Origin of the sequence: Stenotrophomonas sp. CFBP 13725, from assembly GCF_014841935.1 — a bacterium.
In the GTDB taxonomy this organism is placed as follows: domain Bacteria; phylum Pseudomonadota; class Gammaproteobacteria; order Xanthomonadales; family Xanthomonadaceae; genus Stenotrophomonas.
Window position 1 is genome coordinate 38,244 of the sequence record NZ_JACYUV010000007.1, and the last position, 19,952, is coordinate 58,195.

Here is a 19,952-nt window from a genome sequence, read left to right on the forward strand (position 1 = left end):
CCGCAATGCGATCAGAGCAGGACCAGGTCATCACGATGGACCACGCTGCCACCGTAGTTGTATCCCAGCGCAGTTTCGATATCGCGCGAGTGGCGGCCAGCGATACGCCTGACATCGCTGGCCGCATACTGGCTGACGCCGCGCGCGACGCGGGACGCGGCGCCTTCGCAGCGGCTGCGTATCTCCACCATGTCACCCCGGCGGAAATCGCCATCGGCGCCCGTGATACCACCGGGTAACAGCGACGCGCCTTTTGCCCGCATGGCCTGTGCCGCACCGTCGTCGATCCAGATCACCCCGGGCTCGACCGGCGCGTGGCGCAACCAGTACTTGCGTGCCGCCTCGCGGCTCTGCGACGCATGCAGGCGTGTACCGTGCAGCCGGCCCTGCGCAAGGGCACGCACCACATCGCCATCGCGACCGTTGAACAGAATGGTTTCGATGCCCAGCCGTGCCGCCTTGGCGGCGGCCTCCAGCTTGGTGTGCATGCCACCGGTGCCCGCACTGCTGCCGCTGCCACCGGCCATCGCCAGCACCTCGGCGGTGATCTCGCGCACGTCGGTGATGGGGCGAGCGCCCGGGTCGCGGCGCGGGTCGGCGCTGTACAGGCCATCGATATCGGTCGCGATGAACAGCACATCGGCGTCGACCAGCGCGGCGACGGTCGCCGCCAGGTTGTCGTTGTCGCCAAGCTTGAGCTCATCCACCGACACGGTGTCGTTTTCGTTGACCACCGGCAGCGCACCGAGCCGCAGCAGTTCAGTCAGCGTGGCACGGGCATTGAGATAGCGACGCCGATTGCGCAGGTCATCGTGGGTGAGCAGGACCTGCGCAACCGGACGTTCGAAGAACCGCTGCCACAGGCCGATCAGCTGCGCCTGGCCGAGTGCGGCGAGTGCCTGGCGGGCGGCCATCGCGGCACCGGCGGCCTCTACCTTCGGCAGGATGGCGCGACCGGCCGCTACCGCACCGGACGACACGATGACCACCTCTCGACCTGCCAGCACGTGGGCAGACACGAACTGCGCAAGCCCCAATGCGTAGCGCGGCGACAACCCGCCACCATCGGCAGCAAGCAGGCTGCTGCCGACTTTCAACACCGCGCGTCGCCAAGGGGGCAGGGGCTGCTCGACGAAGGGCGATGTACTCATGAGCGGCTCATCGGGTGATCCACTCGTGCACGGTCAGGTCCGACGTCTCCATCGTGACCAGCGGATCGCGCGCGACGATGGCGCGCGCTTCCTCCAGGCTGCCCACATTGCACAACACGTAGGCACCGCCGCTGCTGTCACTGAATCCGCCGGTGAGCTGCAGTTGCCCCGCGTCACGCAACGCGTCCAGGAACGCCACATGCGGCGGTATGGCCTGCGCGTCGAAATCAGGTCGGCGCAGGGCCACGACCAGATACAGGGTGCCGGCCATCAGCCCAGCGCCTGCCAGCGCGCGCGCAGGGCATCCAGCTGCAGGTCCGCCGCCGCACCGGGCGAGACGCGCGCGGCCAGGCTGCCTTCCGGTGTCCGCCCCTGCCCTGCGCTGTCGGCGCCTGCAGCGGCGGCCTTGTAGGCTTCGCGGAACGGCACACCGGCCACCGCTGCCTCCACCGCCACGTCGGTGGCATACATGCCCGAATCAATGCCCGCCAGCAACTTGTCGTTGCGCCATTCCAGATTGGCCAGCAAGGCGGGCAGCAGCTCCAGCGCAGCGAGTCCGCGGCCGAAGCCATGGAAAATCGCCCCCTTGGAGCCCTGCAGGTCACGGTGGTAACCCGACGGCAGCGACAGCAGCTGCTCGATCTCGGTACGCGCGGCGGCCACGCTGGCATGGGTGGCGCGCATCAGCTCGATGACATCCGGATTGCGCTTGTTGGGCATGATCGAACTGCCGGTGGTGTACTGCGCAGGCAGTGCGACGAAACCGAACTCGGCGCTGGTGAACAGCGACAGGTCCCAGGCGATGCGGCGCAGGTCCAGGGTGGCGCTGCCCAGTGCTTCCAGGGCGGCCATCTCGAACTTGCCACGCGACAGCTGCGCGTAGATCGGCGAGATCTGCATGCGCGCAAAGCCCAGCGCCTCCGTGGTGTGCGCCCGGTCCAGCGGCAGGTTGACGCCGTAGCCGGCTGCGGTACCGAGCGGATTGGCATCCACCAGCGCATGCGTGTCGCGGGCGCGGATGGCGTTGTCGATGAAGGCTTCGGCCCAGCCCGCCCACCACATGCCAGCCGACGAGACGACTGCGCGCTGGATATGGGTGTAGCCGGGAATCGGCAGGTCTTTCTCCGCCTCTGCACGGTCCAGCGCCACCTTGGCGATCTCCGCGCTCAGCTGGGACACGCGCAGCAGTTTTTCCTTCAGCCAGAGGCGCGTGGCCACCAGCACCTGATCGTTGCGGCTGCGGCCGGTGTGTATCCGGCGGCCTGCGTCGCCCAAGCGCTCGGTGAGGCGCGCTTCGATGGCCGAATGACCATCTTCGTACTGCTCGTCCAGCACGAAGCGTCCACTGCGGAAATCGTCGGCCAGTACCTCCAGCTCGCGTTGCAGACCGGCCAGCTCGTCCGCGCTGAGGATGCCGATGTGCTGCAGTCCCTGCGCGTGCGCCGCACTGGCGGCGATGTCGTGCAGGAAGAATTCGCGATCGAGGATCACGTCATCGCCGGCAAGGAAGGTCTGGATCTTTGCGTCGACCGCGACGCCCGGCTTCTGCCACAGAAGGTCTGCCATGTTGTGCTCCATCGGCGGCCACGGCCGCCTGTCGATGTCAGTCAGTGCGGGATCGAGGTGAGTTCGTCGATGCCCAGCGCGAGGTTGAGGTTCTGCATGGCCTGGGTGGCCGCGCCCTTCAGCAGGTTGTCCAGCGTGGCCACCACCACCACCCGCTTGCCGCCCGGCGCCAGGGTGAAGCCACCGATCTGCACGCCATGGCGGCCGGCGATGCGGCTGACCCATGGCGCTTCATCCACCACCTCGATCAAGGGCTCGGCGGCATAGGCGTCGGTGAAGCGCGCCACGATCTGTTCGCGGGTCTGCGGCTGGTTGAGCCACAGGTTGACGGTCATGGTGATGCCGCGGAAGTGGGGCGCCACATGTGGCATGAACTCCACCGGCACGCGCAAATGCGCGGACACTTCGCGCTCATGCACATGGTTGGTGAGTGCATACGGCATCAGGTTGTCGGCCAGCAGGGCCGGATCGTTCTTGTCGGAAGGCGTGGTGCCGGCACCGGAATATCCCGATACGCCGAAACACTGCGGCGGGCCGGCCAGCAGGTCGAGCAGCGGATGGATCGCCAGCTGCATCGCCGTGGCGTAGCAGCCCGGATTGCTGATGTGCTTCTCGCCGTTGTAGCCGCTGCGGGTGAGCTCAGGCAGGCCGTAGTACCAGCTGCCCTCAAAGCGGTAATCGGCCGACAGATCCACAATGACCGTGTCCGGCTTGATCGCCTCAAGCGCGGCCACGAAGGGCGCCGCCAGGCCATTGGGCAGGGCGAGGATCACGGCGTCCACGCCCTTGCCGGCCACCGCGTCGGCGTCCAGGTTTTCGTACTGTAGATCGCCTTCGATCTCCGGATGATGATCGGCCAGGCGCTGCCCTGCCCGCTCGCGCGAAGAGACAAAGGCCAACGCCAGCCGCGGATGAGCGGCGACCAGCTTGATCAGCTCCGCGCCGGTATGGCCGCGGGCGCCGACAATGCCAAGGGTGAAGGTCGTGCTGTCATTCATGAGTGGCTGTCCAGGCGGAACTGCAGGTGGCGCTTCACCCCTGTCCATTCCGCATCGATGATGGAAAAGATGACGGTATCGCGTGGCGTGCCATCGGGATGTCGCCGGTGATTGCGCAGCACGCCATCCTGTTTGGCACCCAGGCGCGCAATCGCCGTACGCGATGCGTGGTTGAACCAGCTGGTTTCGAACACCACGCTCAGGCAGCCCAGCGTCTCGAACGCGTGCTGCAGCAACAGCAGCTTGGCTTCGGTATTCAGGCCGGTGCGTTGTACGCGCGGCGCGTGCCAGGTATAGCCGATGCTCAGCGTGGGAACGCTGGCATCCAACCCGTAATAACGGGTGCTGCCGACGATATCGCCGGCCGCGTCACAGATGACGAAGGGCAGCACGCGGCCTTCTGCCTGCGCCTGCAATGCTGCGTCCACGTACGCCGCCACGTCGGGCGGCGCTGGCACCTGGGTGAACCACAACTGGTCCAACCCGCTGCCCTGCACGGCCTGCTGCAGCCCCGGCACATGCGACGGCTGCAGCGGTTCCAGGCTGACATGGCGGCCGCGAAGCGTGGGCACCTGCACCCAGTGGTCAGCGCTGCTCATCCCTGCAGGCTCGGCGCACGTTGCGCACAATGCTCGACATACGCCCTGATGCGGTCAAAGCCATCCGCACCGTACCAGAACGTCTTCCAGCTGCCCTGCTTGTAGCAGCCATCGGATTCGGCGTAGTAGAAGTGGTTGATCGGGTTGCCGTTGCGCGACCGCCAGAACAGCTGCGGCGTCTCGTCCAGCATGACATTCCAGACCGCACGGCCCAGCCCCTCGCCCTGCGCATCATCGAGCACGGCGAACTTGTCCAGATACACGCCTTCCGCTTCGTCGGTCAGGATCACCGCCGCCCGGTAGTTCTCGCTGACATAGGCACGCAGCAGCCGGGTCCTGTCGAAGTAATCCGCGACCAGCACGCGACCAAAACTGGATTCGATCAAGCCGCGCAGGCGTGGCAGGTCCAGTTCGTCCCACGAGGTGGCACGCAGGACCTTCTCGCCCTTGCGCACCAGCGTGCCCGATCCTTTATGGGTGAACAGTTCCTTGGCCAGATCGGCCGGCCGGGTGATCGACACCGACGACTCCAGCGGCAGACGATCCAGCAGGTCCTTGATCTGTTCGATCTTCACCTTCATGCCGCCGTGGATCCAAGGCTGGGTCATCAGGTCGGCGTACTCGGTGGAGAGGTTGATCGAATCGATCACCTTCCCGTCCTCGTCAAGCAGGCCGCCGGTGCCTGTCAGGAAAATGATCTTGTACGGCTGCAGCTCCTGCACCAGCTCGTTTGCCGCGAAGTCCGCGTTGACGTTGAGGATCTGCCCACTGCGCGTTTCGCCCAGGCTGGTGATGACCGGGATCGACCCGGCCCGCAGGCTGGCCTCGATCGGGGCGAGGTTGACCTTGCGGACTTCACCGACCAGACCGTAGACGTCCTGGTCCATGTACTCCGCTTCAAACACGCCACCGGTGATCGAGGTGGCGCGCGCACCGTTCTGCTGCAGCGCCTCGACCAGTCGCAGGTTGGACTGCTGGAACACCTGGCGCACGATCGCCAAGGCCTCCGGCGAGGTCACCCGCAGGCCGTTGACGGTCTGCTTCTCGATGCCGGCCGCGGCCAGTTCGGCATCCAGCTGCGGGCCGGCGCCGTGCAGCACGATCGGCGTCAGGCCGACTTCCTGCAGGAACGACAGCGAAGACGTCAGCGCATCCAGGTCATCGCGCAGCACGGCACCGCCGACCTTGACCACGGCGAAGCGCTTGGCATCGAGCTGCGAGAAGCGCTTGAGGTACTGGCTGATCTCTTTCGCGCTGGCCATGCTGGAAAGCAGGCGGACGATGGTCTGGCGGGTCTGGCGATGAGGCTGGAGGGCTGGGGACATTTCGGTTTCGTCACAGGCGGCTGGGCCGCGTTGCAGGTCCGCCGTACCAATGGCACGACGGCAGTGGAAGTACTCAGGCGCCGGCGCTGATGATCCGGTGCACCGCATCGGTGTAACGCTGCAGTTGCTCCAGCGTCACGAACTCGTCGGCGGTGTGTGCCTGGGCGATGTCGCCCGGGCCGAACACCATCGTGGTGTAGCCACCTGCAGAGAACAGCGACGCTTCGGTCCAGAAGTCCACCGCATTGCCGATCGGCAGGTCCAGTGCATCGGCCACGTCGCGCGCGGCAAGGCGTCGGTTCTCCGCATCGGCGATGTCGCCGGCCGGCAGGCTGGGGCCACGGAAGGTCTCAGTGAACTGCGCCGCGTCCGGTTGGGCCAGCCCGGCAAACGTGGCCAGCAAGGCATCGATATCCATCGACGGCAGCGGCCGGAAACCGAAACGCACTTCCGCAGCCGGCGCGATCATGTTGGCCTTGATCCCACCTTCCACGCGACCGATGTTGAAGCGCAGGCCCGTCAATCCGCCGAAGCGCGCCGACGACAGCGACTCCACATGGTCCAGCGCCCGGTTGCCCCAGCGCATGGCCTGGTGCAGCGCGCTGGCCGCCGCATCCTGCTTGCCCGATGCGTGGCCGGCGCGGCCGGCAAACTGCATCAGCACCGAGCTGATACCACGGTGGGCCAGCACCGCCTCGCTCATGGTCGGCTCGGCGACCAGTACCGCTTCGTAGGGAATGCCGCGCGCCAGGAACGCCGCGATACAGCGCGGATCATTGGCTTCTTCATCGCTGGAGAACAGGAACGCGGCATCGCCATCGCTGGCATTGGCCGCAGCCACCAACGCCGCCGCTGCACCCTTGATGTCACACACACCAAGCCCCACCACGCGATCGTCCAGGCGCCGCATCACGTGCGGGTCCGCACTCCAGTGTGGCGAATCCGGCACCGTATCCAGATGCACGTTGAACAGATACTTCGGCGTACCGCGCACCGCATACAGGCTGACCGCTCCGTCGCCGTGGTCGATCACCTCCACCTGGAAGCCAGGCAGGTGGTCACGCAGGTAATCGAAGATCCCCCCCGCGGTGATCGCGCGCGGTGGATTGCGGGTGTCGAAAGACACCAGGGCCTGCAGGTGATCGAGCGTCTGTTCCAACATGTATCAACAATCCCAATAGTGCCGGCCGCTGGCCGGCAACGATGTCAGCGAGACCCGCCGGCCAACTGCCGGCAGGTCCCTCAGCAGCAATCAGCCGCGGTTAACCTGCGCATAGACAGTCGAGCTCATGCCGAACAGCTTGATGAAGCCTTCGGCTTCTTCCACGCCCCAATCGGCCGACTGCGCATACGTGGCGCCCTTGGTGTTGAGCAGGTGCGGCGAACGCACGGCCACCGCATCGACACGGCCACCGCGGGTTTCCAGCACGACTTCACCGGTGACCTTGGCCTGCGACGACTTCAGGAACGCTTCGATGTCGGTCTTCAGCGGGTCGTGGTAGAAGCCCTCGTACACCAGCTCCACCCACTTGCGCGCCACGTCCGGCTTGAAGCGGTTCTGCTGTTTGGTCAGCACGGCATCTTCCAGCGCGCGATGCGCGGCGAGCAGCGAGACCAGGCCCGGCGCTTCGAACACGATGCGGCCCTTCAGGCCGATCACGGTATCGCCGGTGTACACGCCACGACCCACGCCGTACGGTGCGAACAACGCGTTCAACGTGGCCAGGATCTTTTCACCCGGCAGCGCCTTGCCATCCAGCTCGACCGCTTCGCCGTCAACGAATTTCAGGGTGACCGTCAGCGCCTTCTCCGGCCATTCGCTGCGCGGTGCGCACCAGCCACGGGCCCCTTCGCCCGGCGCTTCCCAACGGTCGATCTCACCGCCGGACATGGTCAGGCCCAGCAGGTTTTCGTTGATGGTGTAGGCCTGCTGCTTGGCGCGCACGCCGAAGCCGCGCTCTTCCAGGTACTTCTGCTCGTAGGCGCGGGTCTGGGTGTGCTCTTTCTGGATCTCGCGGATCGGGGCGATGATCTGGTAGTCGCCCAGTGCCTTCACGGCCAGGTCGAAACGCACCTGGTCGTTGCCCATGCCGGTGCAGCCGTGGGCGATGAGGTGGGTACCCAGCTCGGCGGCGCGCTTGAGCGCGGCATCGACGATCAGGTAACGGTCCGACACCAGCAGCGGGTACTGGCCCTGGTAGCCTTCGCCGGCCCAGACGAACGGCTTGACGAAGCCTTCCCAGATCGCCGGGCCACCGTCGACGGTGACATGGCTGGTGACGCCCAGCTCGGCGGCGCGCTTTTCGATGAAGTCGCGCTCTTCATCATCCACGCCGCCGGTATCGGCGAACACGGTGTGCACGTTGTAGCCGCGCTCCTGCAGGTAGGGCACGCAGAAGCTGGTATCAAGGCCGCCGGAGAAGGCGAGGACGACGTCTTTGTTGCTCATGGGGGTAGGATCCTGGTAGCGCCGGGCCGTGCCCGGCGGAAGGGTTCAATCAGAAAGAACTCAGCGGCCGGCCAGCGCGGCCATGATCGCCTTCTGCACGTGCAGTCGGTTCTCGGCCTCGTTGATGGCGATGCACTGCGGCGAATCCATTACCGCATCGGTGGCCTTGACGTTGCGGCGGAGCGGCAGGCAATGACTGAAGACGCCATTGTTGGTCAACGCCATCTTCTGCTCGTCGACGATGAAGTGCTTGTAGTTTTCGCGGATCGGCTTTTCCGGCTCCCAGTTGCCAAAGAACGGCAGCGCGCCCCAGCTCTTGGCATACACCACGTCCGCACCGGCGTAGGCACTCTGGATGTCGTGGCTCACCTGCAGCGAGCCACCGTTCTCGGCCACGTTCTGCTCGGCCCAGCCCATGTACCGCTCATCCAGGATGTACTGCTCGGTCGGGCACAGCAGGGTCACGTCCATGCCCATGCGGGTGGCGATGGTCAGCGCGGAATTGGCCACCGCGGTGTTCAGCGGCTTGGGATGGTAGGTCCAGGTCAGCACGTACTTCTTGCCGCGCAGGTCCTGCGTGCCGAAGTGCTCCTGCAGGGCCATCACGTGCGCCAGCTCCTGGCACGGGTGGGTGATGGTCTCCATGTTGATCACCGGCACCGGCGAATACTTCGCAAAGCTCTTCAGCACGGTGTCTTCGCGGTCGACCGACCAGTCGACGAACTTCGGGAAGGCACGCACGGCGATCATGTCGCAGTACCGCCCCAGCACCTTGGCCACTTCGGCGATGTGCTCTTCGGTGTCGCCATCCATCACCGTGCCGAGGTTGAACTCGATCGGCCATGCATCCTTGCCCGGCTGCAGCACCACCGCGTGGGCACCCAGCTGAAACGCACCAAGCTCGAAGCTGGTGCGGGTGCGCATGGACGGGTTGAAGAACACCAGTGCGATCGACTTGCCCTTGAGCTGGTCGCCGAGCTTGTTGCGCTTGAACAGCGCCGCCTGGGTCAGCAGCGCATCAAGCTCGCTGCGGCTCCAGTCCTGGGTGTTCAGGAAATGCTTGAGGGACATCAATCGATCCTTGCGTTGGGCACGGGCGGGGCGGAGCGTCCAGTGCGCGGGGTTGGGAATGAGTGCAGATGTAACTTTTCAGACGCTGAAACGAAAAAACCCAGCCGGGGGGCTGGGTTTTTTACCGAACAGACAGCACGAAGCTCCGGTCACCCAGCGGAAATGTGGGATTCCGGTCGGCGGGCACGCGACGTCATGCCGGTGGCCTGGCGGGCGGCGCTCGTGTCGTGCTGGAAGTCGGTTGCGTTCATTTCCGCCCATGGTGGCATGGCCGATGGTGCGGTGCAAGAGGCTGATCAGGGATTTGCGGCGGCGCCCTGCTCGGCCCCCACCCACGGGGTGATCGATACGCGGATCTTCAACCGGTTGCCCGGGTCTTCGGCCAGCCGCGAGCGGTACTTGGTGCCCTTGTAGACGTAATCCACATCGTAGGCGATGGGCCGGCGGAACTCGCGCCCCACCGGGACGATCCGGCAGTCACGGGTAAGCATCGGCGCATTGCTGGACGGCGTCTCGGACGGCGCGACCGGCGCGGCCGCCGGATCCTGCTCGCCCGGCTTGAAGATCGACCGGACCGACTCCCACAGCCGTCCAAACCGCCCCTTGTCCTCCACCGGCTCCTCGCCGGTGACATTCACCGGTGGCAGGTTGCGCGTGGTCACCGGCTCGCAATGCTCCTCGGTGCGTGTCGCACGCAGCGTCTGGAACACCGGCTCTACGTTCAGCACCTGCGCGTAGTCGAACTTCAGGTTCTCGACGATCACCACCCGGTTGCGCGGTTCGCCCTCTTCGGACTGGGCCACGGCAGGCCCGGCCAGCAGGCAGGCCAGCGCAGGCAGGAGGGCGGTTCTCATTGGCGAGGGGATCAGATGCACGGTAATAGTGTAGGCAGCACGGACGCCAAGGGGCTGAACATTACCCGTCCGTCGCGCGCGGGGCCACCCCACGCGGTCGCGCGCAGTGCCCGGCGGTACCCCGCAGGCCCTTGCGGCGCTAGAATCAACGGCTTGTCCCCCAGTCCTCCCGCCATGACACTGCGCCTGCACAACAACCTGACACGACAGCTCGAAACGTTCACCCCGCTCGATCCTGCCTGTCCGACCCTGTATGTGTGCGGCCCTACTGTCTACAACTACGTGCACATCGGCAACGCGCGCGGACCGGTGGTATTCGGCGTGCTGGCCGACCTGCTGCGCCGCCGCTTCGGCAACCTGCGCTATGCGCGCAACATCACCGACGTGGACGACAAGATCAACACCGCTGCGCGAGAGCAGGGCGTGCCGATCAGCGCCATCACCGACCGCTTCGCCGCTGCCTACCGCGACGACATGGCCGCACTGGGCGTGGTACCGCCGGATATCGAGCCGGAAGTCACCGCGCACATGGCGCAGATCATCGCCATGATCGAGCAGCTCATCGCCAACGGCCATGCCTACGCGGCGGAAGGCCACGTCCTGTTCGCCGTGGACACCTTCGAGGGCTACGGCAAGCTGTCGCGCCGCGACCCGGAGGAAATGCTGGCCGGTGCCCGCGTGGAGGTGGCGCCCTACAAACGCGCCGCGGGTGACTTCGTCCTGTGGAAGCCGTCGAGCGACGACCTCCCGGGCTGGGCGTCCCCGTGGGGGCGTGGCCGCCCCGGCTGGCACATCGAGTGTTCGGCAATGGCTGCCGCGCACCTGGGCCCGACCATCGACATCCACGCCGGCGGTGTGGACCTGCAGTTCCCGCATCATGAAAACGAAATCGCGCAGAGTGAGTGCGCGCATGGCGGGAAGGTCTTTGCGCACTTCTGGCTGCACAACGGCATGCTGAATTTCGGCGGTGCCAAGATGAGCAAATCGCTCGGCAACATCGAACGCGTGCACGATCTGGTGCGCCAGCACCCTCCGGAAGCGCTGCGCCTGGCGCTGCTGTCTGCCCATTACCGGCAGCCGCTGGACTGGTCCGACGCGGTGATCGAGCAGGCAGGACGCACCCTGGACCGCCTGTACGGCACGCTGCGTGATCTGGCCGATGTCGAGGCGCAGGCACTGATTCCGGCAGCCATCGAAGCGGCGCTGGATGACGACCTCAACACGCCCTTGGCCCTGGCCGAACTGGCACGCATCGCCGGTGAAGCGCGCAAAGCCGTCGATCCCGGCGCACGCCAGCAGCTGAAGCAGGAGCTGCTCGGCGCCGGCCTCGCGCTGGGCCTGTTGCAGCAGGATCCGGGCGCATGGTTCGGCAACGCCGCTGGCGACAGCGACGACGATGCCCGCATCCAGGCGCTGATCGACGCGCGGGCGGCGGCCAAGCAGAGCCGCGATTTCGCCCGTTCCGACGCCATCCGCGACCAGCTGGCGGCCGAAGGCATCGTGCTGGAAGACACCGCCCAGGGTGTGCGCTGGGTACGCAAGCGCGCCTGATGGTCCCTCGGTCGGCCGCTGCGGCCGGCTGTTCCGCCCTTTGAAGACTGAAATGACCGACTCCCCCTTTCCCCTTGAAGCCACCGCTGCCGAGGCACAGACCACGATCGCCGACGAGTTCTCGTTCTTCAGCGACTGGTCCGAGCGCTACCAGTACCTGATCGACCTGGGCCGCAAGCTGCCGACCTTCCCTGAGGCATGGAAGACCGAAGAGCATCGCCTGCTCGGCTGCCAGTCGATGGTGTGGATCGTGCCCGAGGGCAATGCAGACAACCTGCGCTTCCATGCGATCAGTGACTCGGCGATCGTGTCCGGGCTGATCTTCCTGGCCCTGCGGGTGTATTCCGGCAGGAGCGCAAGCGAGATACTCGCCACCGAACCGACCTACATCCAGGACATCGGTCTGTCGCGCCACCTCTCGCCTACCCGCAGTAATGGCGTGGCGGCGATGCTGTCCTTCATCCGCGAGACTGCACAGGCCCAGCAACCGCACCCCGCCCCGTGAGCGTGCCGGCCCCCACCGAAGAAAGCGCGCGCACGCTGCTGGCCCGTCCCGGCTTCACCAAGCTGCTGGCCTACCGCATTTTCGCGATGCTGTCGTACCAGATCGTGGCTGTCACCGTGGGGTGGCACATCTACGAGGTCACCCGGAATCCTTTCTCGCTGGGCCTGGTCGGCCTGGCCGAAGTGCTGCCGTTCTTCTGCGTGGCGCCGTTCGCGGGCTATCTGGTCGACCACCTGCCGCGGCGCCGGCTGGGCATGGCCGCGTGTGCCGGCCTGGTCGCCACCGCGCTGGTGCTATGCGCGGTGACGTTCGGTTGGCTCCCCTTCCACGGCGTCTGGCCGATCTATGCGGCCATCGCGTTGACCGGCATGGTCCGCGCCTTCCTGTCACCCATCTACAACGCCCTGTTTGCCCGCGTGCTGGAACGCCATCAGTTCGCCCGCGGCGCCGGACTGGGCAGCGTGTTCTTCCAGGCCGGCATGGTGGTCGGCCCCGCGCTGGGCGGCGTGCTGGTCGGCTGGGGCGGCAAGGGCGTGGCGTACGGTGTGGCGACCGGCTTTGCGGTGGTGGCCATGGGTTGCCTTGCCTCGCTGCGCGTCTCCGAGCCGGTGCACACCGGGCCGGCCGCGCCGATCTTCCGCAGCATCGCCGAAGGGGCGCGCTTCGTGGTCGGCAACCGGATCATGGTCGGGGCGATGGCGCTGGACATGTTTTCGGTGCTGCTGGGCGGCGTGGTGGCGATGCTGCCCGCCTTCCTGCAGGAGATTCTGCATTACGGCCCGGAAGGACTGGGCATCCTGCGTGCGGCCCCGGCATTGGGTTCCATCGCGGTCGGGCTGTGGCTTGCGCGCCACCCGCTGCAGCAGCATGCCGGCCGCGTGCTGCTGTTCGCCGTGGCCGGCTTCGGCATCTGTGTGATCAGCTTCGGGTTGTCCCACCACTTCTGGCTGTCGGCGCTCATCCTGCTGTTCTACGGCGCGTTTGACGGCGTGTCGGTGGTGGTGCGTTCGACCATCCTGCAGCTGGCGACACCGGAAGAGATGCGCGGTCGCGTGTCGTCCATCAACGGCATCTTCATCAGCTCGTCCAACGAACTCGGCGCGTTCTACGCGGGCACGATGGCGAAGTGGCTCGGGTTGGTGCCGGCGGTGGTACTGGGCGGCTTCGCCGTGCTCAGCGTGGCGGGCATCACCGCCTGGAAGAATCCCACGCTGCGCCGATTGAACCTGCGCGACCTGCAGTAAGACGGCCTTGGCAGCGCCGAGCCATGCTCGGCGCGGTTGCCCGTTGACGGCCAGCGGCCGTCACTACCGGCACCGCGCGCGTCGCCTGATGCAGGCCGCGCTGCGCGCTCGCCGAGCGTGGCTCGGCGCTACCGGGTATCCCGCCAACGCGCGCCCTTGGACGCGCCCCTCGCTTCGGTAGCGCCGAGCCATGCTCGGCGGCTCTGTCCGTTGACGGCCAGCGGCCGTCACTACCGGGGCACGTCAGTTGCCACAGCCCTGCAGCTTCAACGTCTGGCCTTGGCGCAGGCTGTACGCGGGCGCTTTCAGCCCATTCGCGCGGGCCAGCGTCGGCACATCGCAGCGGAACTTTGCCGCGATCCTGCCAAGCGTGTCGCCCTTCCCCACCTTGTGGGTGCGCACCGGCTGCGGACGCGCTGCGGCAGGACGCGGTGCGACCACCGGGGCGGCCGGCGCCGTGCCGACCACGCTCGCTTCCGCAGCCGCCACCGGCACCACGCCCCCCACCGCCACGCTGCCGGTGAAGCTGGCTGCGCTGGGACGCACGATCGCCGCATTGAGATCGGCGGTGATCAGCGTACGTGCCAGGTCGGCACGCGGGCCGCTGACGCAGTTGCGCGTGTACAGACCGGCGATGCGGGTGGTGGCATTGATCAGCGTACCGGCCGGGATCCAGCCGTCCGCCTCGTAGCGCGGGTTGAGGTTGCGCAGCGTCCGCATGTAGCCATCACGCGTGCCTTGGCTGCCCAGGCAGATGGTCAGCTCGTAGATCGTCGTCGACTTGGCCAGGCGCACCGTGGCCGGCTGTGCGTTGACCTTCGGGAACTCGACGCCGTACTGCTGCGGATGCAGGAAGATCCAGGCCGCCGCGATCACCATCGGCACGTAGTCTTTGGTTTCTGCCGGGAACTCGCTGTACACGCTGTCCACCCAGAAGCTCTGACCACCGCCCTGGCGGAACACACGCAGCGCCCGCCCTTCCCCGCCGTTGTAACCGGCCAGCGACAGCTCGATATTGTTGTTGAGCTGCCGCATGCGCTCGTTGAGGTAGGTCGCGCTGGCTTCAGCCGCGCTGCGCGCATCGAACCGGGTATCGAAGCCGGTGCCATCCGGGCCCAGCCCGAACCGCCGACCGGTAGCCGGCATGAACTGCATCAGCCCGGCCGCGCCCGCACGCGATGACGCATGCACGCGCCCGTTGGATTCCTTGGCCATGATGCCGAACAGCAGCGCCTCGGGCAGACCGCGCTTCTCCCACTCCGGCCACATCACCGCGCGCACGTTCTGGTAATTTTCGTAGCTGGTCAGCAACGCGGGGCGCATGTCGGTGAGCCAACGGCGGATGCCGGCCTGGATGGCCGGGTTGTACTCCACCATGCTGTCGAAGGCGTGGCGCTTGTCGTTGAGCAGGGCGGCGGCACGCGCCGCCTCGGGCACGTCGGCGGCCAGCGGCCCGATGTGGTCAGGGTCGGCCTGCAAGGTGTCACCCGCCTCGTCGGCCACGCTGTCCTCGCCTTCCGCATCGGCATCCCGCTTGAGCAGCCGCTTGTAGGTCGCCAGCAGGTTGCTCATCTGGCAGCCCTTCTGCGCCACGCATGCGCTCAGCACGTCCTCCATGTCTTCCAGTGCCGCATCGGCTTCGGCGGCCCCCTTGGGATCGGCATTGGCCACGCGCAGCAGCGCGTCGGTGTAGCGTTTCTCGGCCACGCCCATGCGCTGCTGCAGCGCATCGGCCTTGGCCCGGTCACGGTTGGATACACGCTGCGCATGGGCGTCGGGGACAGCAACCAGCAGGCTGGCGAGCGCCAGGACGGGCAAGGCACGAGCAAGCAGGACAGGAACGGGCATTTTTGGCACTGTGTGCGGATCAGACGGGCAGAGTAGCGGTGCCGCCAAGGTCGGAGCAACCCGGGCAACGACAGCGCGGCGCGGCCCGTTAACATTGCGCGTACATTGCGCGTATTCATCAGAGAGGCTGGACCATGGACCCGATTCTGCTCGGCAACGGCATCACCGACGACATAGCGGTCACCCTGTTGCCGAAACTGGGCAATCGCCATGGCCTGGTCGCCGGCGCTACCGGTACCGGCAAGACCGTCACCTTGATGACGCTGGCCGAGGGCTTCTCGCGCATCGGCGTTCCGGTATTCATGGCGGACGTAAAAGGCGACGTATCCGGCCTGGCGGTTGCCGGGGCCGGCGGTGATGCCCTGCTGCAGCGCGCGGCGCAGATCGGCGTGGCCGACTACGCACCGGCGGCCAGTCCGGCCATCTTCTGGGACCTGTACGGCAAGCTGGGACACCCGGTACGCACCACCATCAGCGAAATGGGGCCGACCCTGCTGTCACGGATCCTGGAACTGAGTGACACCCAGTCCGGCGTGATGGATATCGTGTTCAAGCTGGCCGATGACCGCGGGTTGCTGCTGTTGGACATGGATGACCTGCGCGCCCTGCTTGGCCTGGTTGCTGAAGAACGCAAGGACATCTCCACCGAATACGGCCTGGTCAGCGCGCAGTCGGTCGCGGCGATCCAACGCGCGCTGCTGCGCCTGTCCCAGGAGGGCGGTGAAGCGTTCTTCGGCGAACCGGCACTGGAACTGGCTGACCTCATGCGGGTCAACCATGATGGACGCGGCGTGATCGGCATCCTCGCGGCGGACCAGCTGGTGCTCAAGCCCAAGCTGTATTCCACCTTCCTGCTGTGGTTGCTGTCGGAGCTGTTTGAAACGCTGCCGGAAGTGGGCGACCTGGAGAAGCCGAAGCTGGTCTTCATCTTCGACGAGGCGCACCTGCTGTTCAACGACGCACCGTCGTCGCTGGTGCAGCGTATCGAGCAGGTGGTGCGGTTGATCCGTTCCAAGGGGGTCGGTGTGTATTTCTGTTCCCAGTTCCCCGACGACGTGCCCGCCAACATCCTCGGCCAGCTGGGCAACCGGGTGCAGCATGCGCTGCGCGCCTTCACCCCGCGCGACCAGAAGGCGGTCAAGACCGCCGCAGAGACGTTCGTCCCCAATCCAAAGCTGGACGTGGCACGCGTCCTTGCCTCGCTTGGCACCGGTGAAGCGCTGGTGTCCACGTTGCAGGACAAAGGCATTCCGATGCCGGTGCAGCAGACCCTGATCGCCCCACCCCGCTGCCGGATGGGGCCGGTGACCGACACAGAACGTGCGCAGGTGCGTGCAGGCAGTCCGGTCGGGACGCGCTATGACACTGCCATCAACCGCGAATCGGCGGCGGAACGGCTGGCACAGCGGGCGCAGAAAACCGTGGAAACGACCGACGCGCCCAAGGCCCGCACGCGCGAACAGGATGACGCCCAGGGCGGCGGCTTCGGCCAGACCATCAAGGACGCCATCTTCGGCACCAAACGCCGCCAAGGCATGATCGAGACCATGGCCAAACAGACCACGCGGACCGTAGGCACCAAGCTGGGCAACCAGATCGTACGCGGGATTCTCGGTGGCATCTTCGGCGGCAAGCGCTGATGTCGCGTTGGCGTCCACCGGCAGAGAAAAGTACTGCGTTGATCACCTCCAGCGGCCATGCGCGCCTGAAAGCAGAGCTGGACGACCTGTGGCGGGTACGCCGCCCGGAGGTGGTGCGGGCCCTGGCGGCGGCCGCCGCAGAAGGCGATCGTTCGGAGAACGCCGAATACACGTACCGCAAGAAGCAGCTCGGCGAGATCGACCGGCGCGTGCGGTATCTGAGCAAGCGACTGGAAGCCCTGCGCGTGGTCGACGGTGAACCCAGCGACCCACAGGCGGTCTTCTTCGGCGCGTGGGTGGAACTGGAGAACGTGGACAGCGGCGAAGTGCGTCGGCACCGCATCGTCGGCCCGGACGAAACCGACGCCAGCACCGGCTGGATCAGCATTGATTCGCCCCTGGCCCGCGCCCTGCTGAAGAAGCGCGTCGACGACGAGTTCGACGTCGACCTGCCCGGGGGCCGGCACGGCTTCGTGATCGTATCGGTGACGTACAACAGCGACTGACACCGGCGGGTAGAGCTGGTGGTGGTAGAGCCGATGGGTAGAGCCGACTTCAGTCGGCTGCCCTTGCACCGCGCGAAGTGCAGCCGACTGAAGTCGGCTCTACCGTCGGCTGCCTTTGCACCGCGTGAAGTGCAGCCGACTGAAGTCGGCTCTACCGGCGGCTGCCTTTGCACCGCGCGAAGTGCGGCCGTCGGCTGCCTTTGTACCGCGCGAAGTGCGGCCGGCGGCTGTCTTTGTACCGCGCGGAAAGCAGCACACCGGTAGAGCCGACTTTAGTCGGCTGCCTTTGCACCGCGCGGAATGCAGCCGACTGAAGTCGGCTCTACCGCCGGCTCCACCGGCAGCGGGTAGACACGGCCGTCGCGCAGCGGTCGGAAATACGCTGTCTGGCGATAGAATCCGGCGTCCTGCGGGGCATGCCATCCGGGAATGCCGGCCAACGGCAGGGGCCGCAGTTGCAGGGGGTCTGTCAGGACGTCCTGATGCCTGATCGCCTGCGCCACCGCGTCGACGCACATCGCATCCTCCTCGCCTTGCACCACCACGCATTTGCCGACCAGCAGACGGCCCGGCAGCAGCGCCTGCTCCATCAGCGCATGGCCGATCACCGCGGCTACGCTGATGTCGCCGTTACGCCACGATCTCGCGTGCTGGACAAACAGACCCTGCCAATCGTGCGCATCCCACGCTGCCATCACCGCAGCATCGCGCACCCGGACGATCACACCTGTTTCGTCGAACTGGGTCAGCGCGGCCTGCGCGCGATTGCGCTGGCTGACCCCCATGGCCGCAATGTGCATGCACTGGCACGCGTTGAGGGCAAGTTTGATGGCCGGGTAGCGCGCCCAGACCAAGGCATTGAACAGGTCATGCCAGTTTTCCGCCCGGGTCGCGATCTGCCCGCGCTCGGCAATGCGGCACTCATAATGCAGGCCGTCGGCCAGCAGCCTCTCATCCTGCGGGACAAGATGCTTGCCGGGCAGCAGCAGACGGTTGGCAAGACCATCGATCGCTGGCCAGTCACGTGCGGTCAGTAGATCGCCGTACGCGCGCACCGCGTCGAACAGCGGGTGCGCAAAGCAGGACATATCCACGTCCTGTCGCTGCGGGGCAACGAAGCGCCGACGCGGCCCGTCTGGCGCCACAGCGTGACAGTCACTCGTTGCCACGCACGACGCCCCCGGGGCCCGACAGGGTCACAGCATCTTCAGGTCGAGCGACTTGCGTGCGGCAGGCACGGCCGCCGGCGGCAGCGCGTCGCCGTACAGATCATGCTCATCGCTTTCGGTGATCTCCACGTCGACGAAATCGCCCACCCGCAGGGTGACCTCGTCGGCGTTCTGGATATGCACCAGTCCATCGATCTCCGGTGCATCGGCCTTGGAGCGGGCCACCGCGATGTCGCCTTCAATGGCGTCGACCAGGCATTGCTGCACGGTGCCGATCTTGGCTTCCAGCCGCGACGCGGAAATCTGTGCCTGCTTCTCCATGAAACGCGCCAGACGCTCCTGCTTCACCTCTTCCGGCACTGGATCAGGCAGGTTGTTGGCGGTCGCGCCTTCCACCGGCGAGTACGCGAACGCACCGACACGGTCCAGCTGCGCCTCGTCCAGGAAGGACAGCAGTTCTTCGAACTCCGCCTCGGTCTCACCGGGGAAGCCCACGATGAAGGTCGACCGCACGGTGATGTCCGGCGCGATGCGGCGCCAGTTCTGCACGCGTTCGAGGGTCTTTTCCACGGCACCCGGGCGCTTCATCAGGCGCAGGATGCGCGGACTGGCGTGCTGGAACGGGATGTCCAGGTAGGGCAGGATGCGGTTTTCCGCCATCAGCGGCACCATGTCGTCCACGTGCGGATACGGGTAGACATAGTGCATCCGCACCCAGGCATCGAGTTCGGACAAGCCTTCGCAGAGCGACTTCATGCGCGTCTGGTAGGCCTTGTCACGCCACATCCGCTCGGCGTACTTCACATCCACGCCGTAGGCCGAGGTGTCCTGCGAGACCACCAGCAGTTCGCGCACGCCACCCCGCACCAGCCGCTCGGCTTCGCGCAGCACGTCATCGACCGGCCGCGAGACCAGCTTGCCGCGCATCGACGGAATGATGCAGAAACTGCAATGGTGGTTGCAGCCCTCGGAGATCTTCAGATAGGCGTAGTGGCGCGGCGTCAACTTGATGCCGTAATCCGGCACCAGGTCCACGAAGGGGTTGTGGCGTGGCGGAATCGCCGCATGCACCGCTTCCATGACGCTCTGGTAGTCCTGCGGACCGGAAACGGCCAGCACGTCCGGATACGCCGCGCGGATCTGTTCGGGGCGCTTGCCCAGGCAGCCGGTGACGATCACCTTGCCGTTGGCATTCATGGCCTCACCGATGGCGTCGAGCGACTCGGCCACTGCCGAATCGATGAAGCCACAGGTATTGACCACCACCACGTCGGCGGCGTCGTAGGTCGGCACGATGTCGTACCCCTCCACCCGCAACTGGGTGAGGATGCGTTCGGAATCGACGAGGGCCTTCGGGCAGCCAAGGCTGACGAAGCCGACTTTGGGGTTCAGCTGGGACATGGATCGGGGACTCTGGGGGCCTGGGCCGGGCGTGGCCTGGGGGCCTGGATCGGGCAAGTATACCGGGCCAGCCGC

General features: G+C 66.3%; 18 protein-coding genes. 5 read left to right on the forward strand and 13 right to left on the reverse strand.

Annotated features, from left to right (window positions below):
• Positions 1-11: 11 nt before the first annotated feature.
• The 10 genes from proB to IFT65_RS13215 all read right to left on the reverse strand — a co-directional run bounded on the left by proB (position 12) and on the right by IFT65_RS13215 (position 10,013).
• On the reverse strand, positions 12-1,151 hold the full coding sequence (proB, locus tag IFT65_RS13170; protein WP_192081817.1) for a glutamate 5-kinase: 1,140 nt from the start codon (positions 1,149-1,151) through the stop codon (positions 12-14).
• A 7-nt stretch (positions 1,152-1,158) separates the two neighbouring features.
• Positions 1,159-1,422, reverse strand: coding sequence for a YciI family protein (locus IFT65_RS13175; protein WP_188326719.1), 264 nt, complete (start codon positions 1,420-1,422; stop codon positions 1,159-1,161).
• Positions 1,422-2,717, reverse strand: coding sequence for an argininosuccinate lyase (gene argH / locus IFT65_RS13180; protein WP_192081818.1), 1,296 nt, complete (start codon positions 2,715-2,717; stop codon positions 1,422-1,424). The genes IFT65_RS13175 and argH overlap by 1 nt, the downstream gene beginning before the upstream one ends.
• 41 nt (positions 2,718-2,758) lie before the next feature.
• Positions 2,759-3,715 carry an N-acetyl-gamma-glutamyl-phosphate reductase gene (gene argC, locus IFT65_RS13185; RefSeq protein WP_192081819.1) on the reverse strand — a complete coding sequence of 319 codons (957 nt, stop codon included), beginning with the start codon at positions 3,713-3,715 and terminating at the stop codon, positions 2,759-2,761.
• Positions 3,712-4,314 carry a GNAT family protein gene (locus IFT65_RS13190; protein ID WP_192081820.1) on the reverse strand — a complete coding sequence of 201 codons (603 nt, stop codon included), beginning with the start codon at positions 4,312-4,314 and terminating at the stop codon, positions 3,712-3,714. The genes argC and IFT65_RS13190 overlap by 4 nt, the downstream gene beginning before the upstream one ends.
• On the reverse strand, positions 4,311-5,639 hold the full coding sequence (locus tag IFT65_RS13195; protein ID WP_188326715.1) for an acetylglutamate kinase: 1,329 nt from the start codon (positions 5,637-5,639) through the stop codon (positions 4,311-4,313). The genes IFT65_RS13190 and IFT65_RS13195 overlap by 4 nt, the downstream gene beginning before the upstream one ends.
• Positions 5,640-5,712: 73 nt before the next feature.
• Positions 5,713-6,801, reverse strand: a complete 1,089-nt coding sequence (locus IFT65_RS13200; RefSeq protein ID WP_192081821.1) for an acetylornithine deacetylase — start codon at positions 6,799-6,801, stop codon at positions 5,713-5,715.
• Between the two features lie 90 nt (positions 6,802-6,891).
• Positions 6,892-8,088 (reverse strand): argininosuccinate synthase, encoded by a 1,197-nt coding sequence (locus IFT65_RS13205; protein WP_192081822.1) that lies wholly within the window; start codon positions 8,086-8,088, stop codon positions 6,892-6,894.
• Between the two features lie 60 nt (positions 8,089-8,148).
• Positions 8,149-9,159 (reverse strand): N-acetylornithine carbamoyltransferase, encoded by a 1,011-nt coding sequence (locus IFT65_RS13210; RefSeq protein WP_188326712.1) that lies wholly within the window; start codon positions 9,157-9,159, stop codon positions 8,149-8,151.
• Between the two features lie 296 nt (positions 9,160-9,455).
• The gene (locus IFT65_RS13215; RefSeq protein WP_192081823.1) at positions 9,456-10,013 is read right to left on the reverse strand and encodes a hypothetical protein; all 558 of its coding nucleotides are present in this window, start codon (positions 10,011-10,013) and stop codon (positions 9,456-9,458) included.
• A 174-nt stretch (positions 10,014-10,187) separates the two neighbouring features.
• Between IFT65_RS13215 and cysS the strand changes: the two genes are divergently transcribed.
• From cysS to IFT65_RS13230, 3 genes are read left to right on the forward strand one after another with little or no spacing between them, the layout of a single operon-like run.
• Positions 10,188-11,564 carry a cysteine--tRNA ligase gene (gene cysS, locus IFT65_RS13220; RefSeq protein ID WP_192081912.1) on the forward strand — a complete coding sequence of 459 codons (1,377 nt, stop codon included), beginning with the start codon at positions 10,188-10,190 and terminating at the stop codon, positions 11,562-11,564.
• 52 nt (positions 11,565-11,616) lie between these two features.
• On the forward strand, positions 11,617-12,069 hold the full coding sequence (locus tag IFT65_RS13225; RefSeq protein WP_188326709.1) for a SufE family protein: 453 nt from the start codon (positions 11,617-11,619) through the stop codon (positions 12,067-12,069).
• Complete coding sequence (locus IFT65_RS13230; protein ID WP_192081824.1) at positions 12,066-13,313, forward strand: MFS transporter; 1,248 nt, start codon at positions 12,066-12,068, stop codon at positions 13,311-13,313. Before IFT65_RS13225 ends, IFT65_RS13230 begins: the two co-directional genes overlap by 4 nt.
• A 243-nt stretch (positions 13,314-13,556) precedes the next feature.
• On the opposite strand, the gene IFT65_RS13235 is transcribed toward IFT65_RS13230, so the two are convergent.
• A complete protein-coding gene (locus IFT65_RS13235; RefSeq protein WP_188326707.1) occupies positions 13,557-15,161 on the reverse strand; it encodes a transglycosylase SLT domain-containing protein in 1,605 nt (534 codons plus the stop codon).
• Between the two features lie 134 nt (positions 15,162-15,295).
• On the opposite strand from IFT65_RS13235, the gene IFT65_RS13240 reads away from it, so the two are divergent.
• Positions 15,296-16,801: a helicase HerA-like domain-containing protein gene (locus tag IFT65_RS13240; RefSeq protein WP_192081825.1), complete on the forward strand. Its 1,506-nt coding sequence runs from the start codon at positions 15,296-15,298 to the stop codon at positions 16,799-16,801.
• Positions 16,801-17,307: a transcription elongation factor GreB gene (gene greB, locus IFT65_RS13245; protein WP_192081826.1), complete on the forward strand. Its 507-nt coding sequence runs from the start codon at positions 16,801-16,803 to the stop codon at positions 17,305-17,307. The genes IFT65_RS13240 and greB overlap by 1 nt, the downstream gene beginning before the upstream one ends.
• A gap of 272 nt (positions 17,308-17,579) precedes the next feature.
• Here greB and IFT65_RS13250 read toward each other — a convergent pair whose 3' ends face one another.
• Both IFT65_RS13250 and rimO read right to left on the reverse strand, forming a co-directional pair.
• The gene (locus tag IFT65_RS13250) at positions 17,580-18,395 is read right to left on the reverse strand and encodes a DUF3025 domain-containing protein (RefSeq protein ID WP_192081827.1); all 816 of its coding nucleotides are present in this window, start codon (positions 18,393-18,395) and stop codon (positions 17,580-17,582) included.
• A 108-nt stretch (positions 18,396-18,503) separates the two neighbouring features.
• Positions 18,504-19,877 carry a 30S ribosomal protein S12 methylthiotransferase RimO gene (gene rimO, locus IFT65_RS13255; RefSeq protein ID WP_192081828.1) on the reverse strand — a complete coding sequence of 458 codons (1,374 nt, stop codon included), beginning with the start codon at positions 19,875-19,877 and terminating at the stop codon, positions 18,504-18,506.
• Between the last annotated feature and the right edge of the window lie 75 nt (positions 19,878-19,952).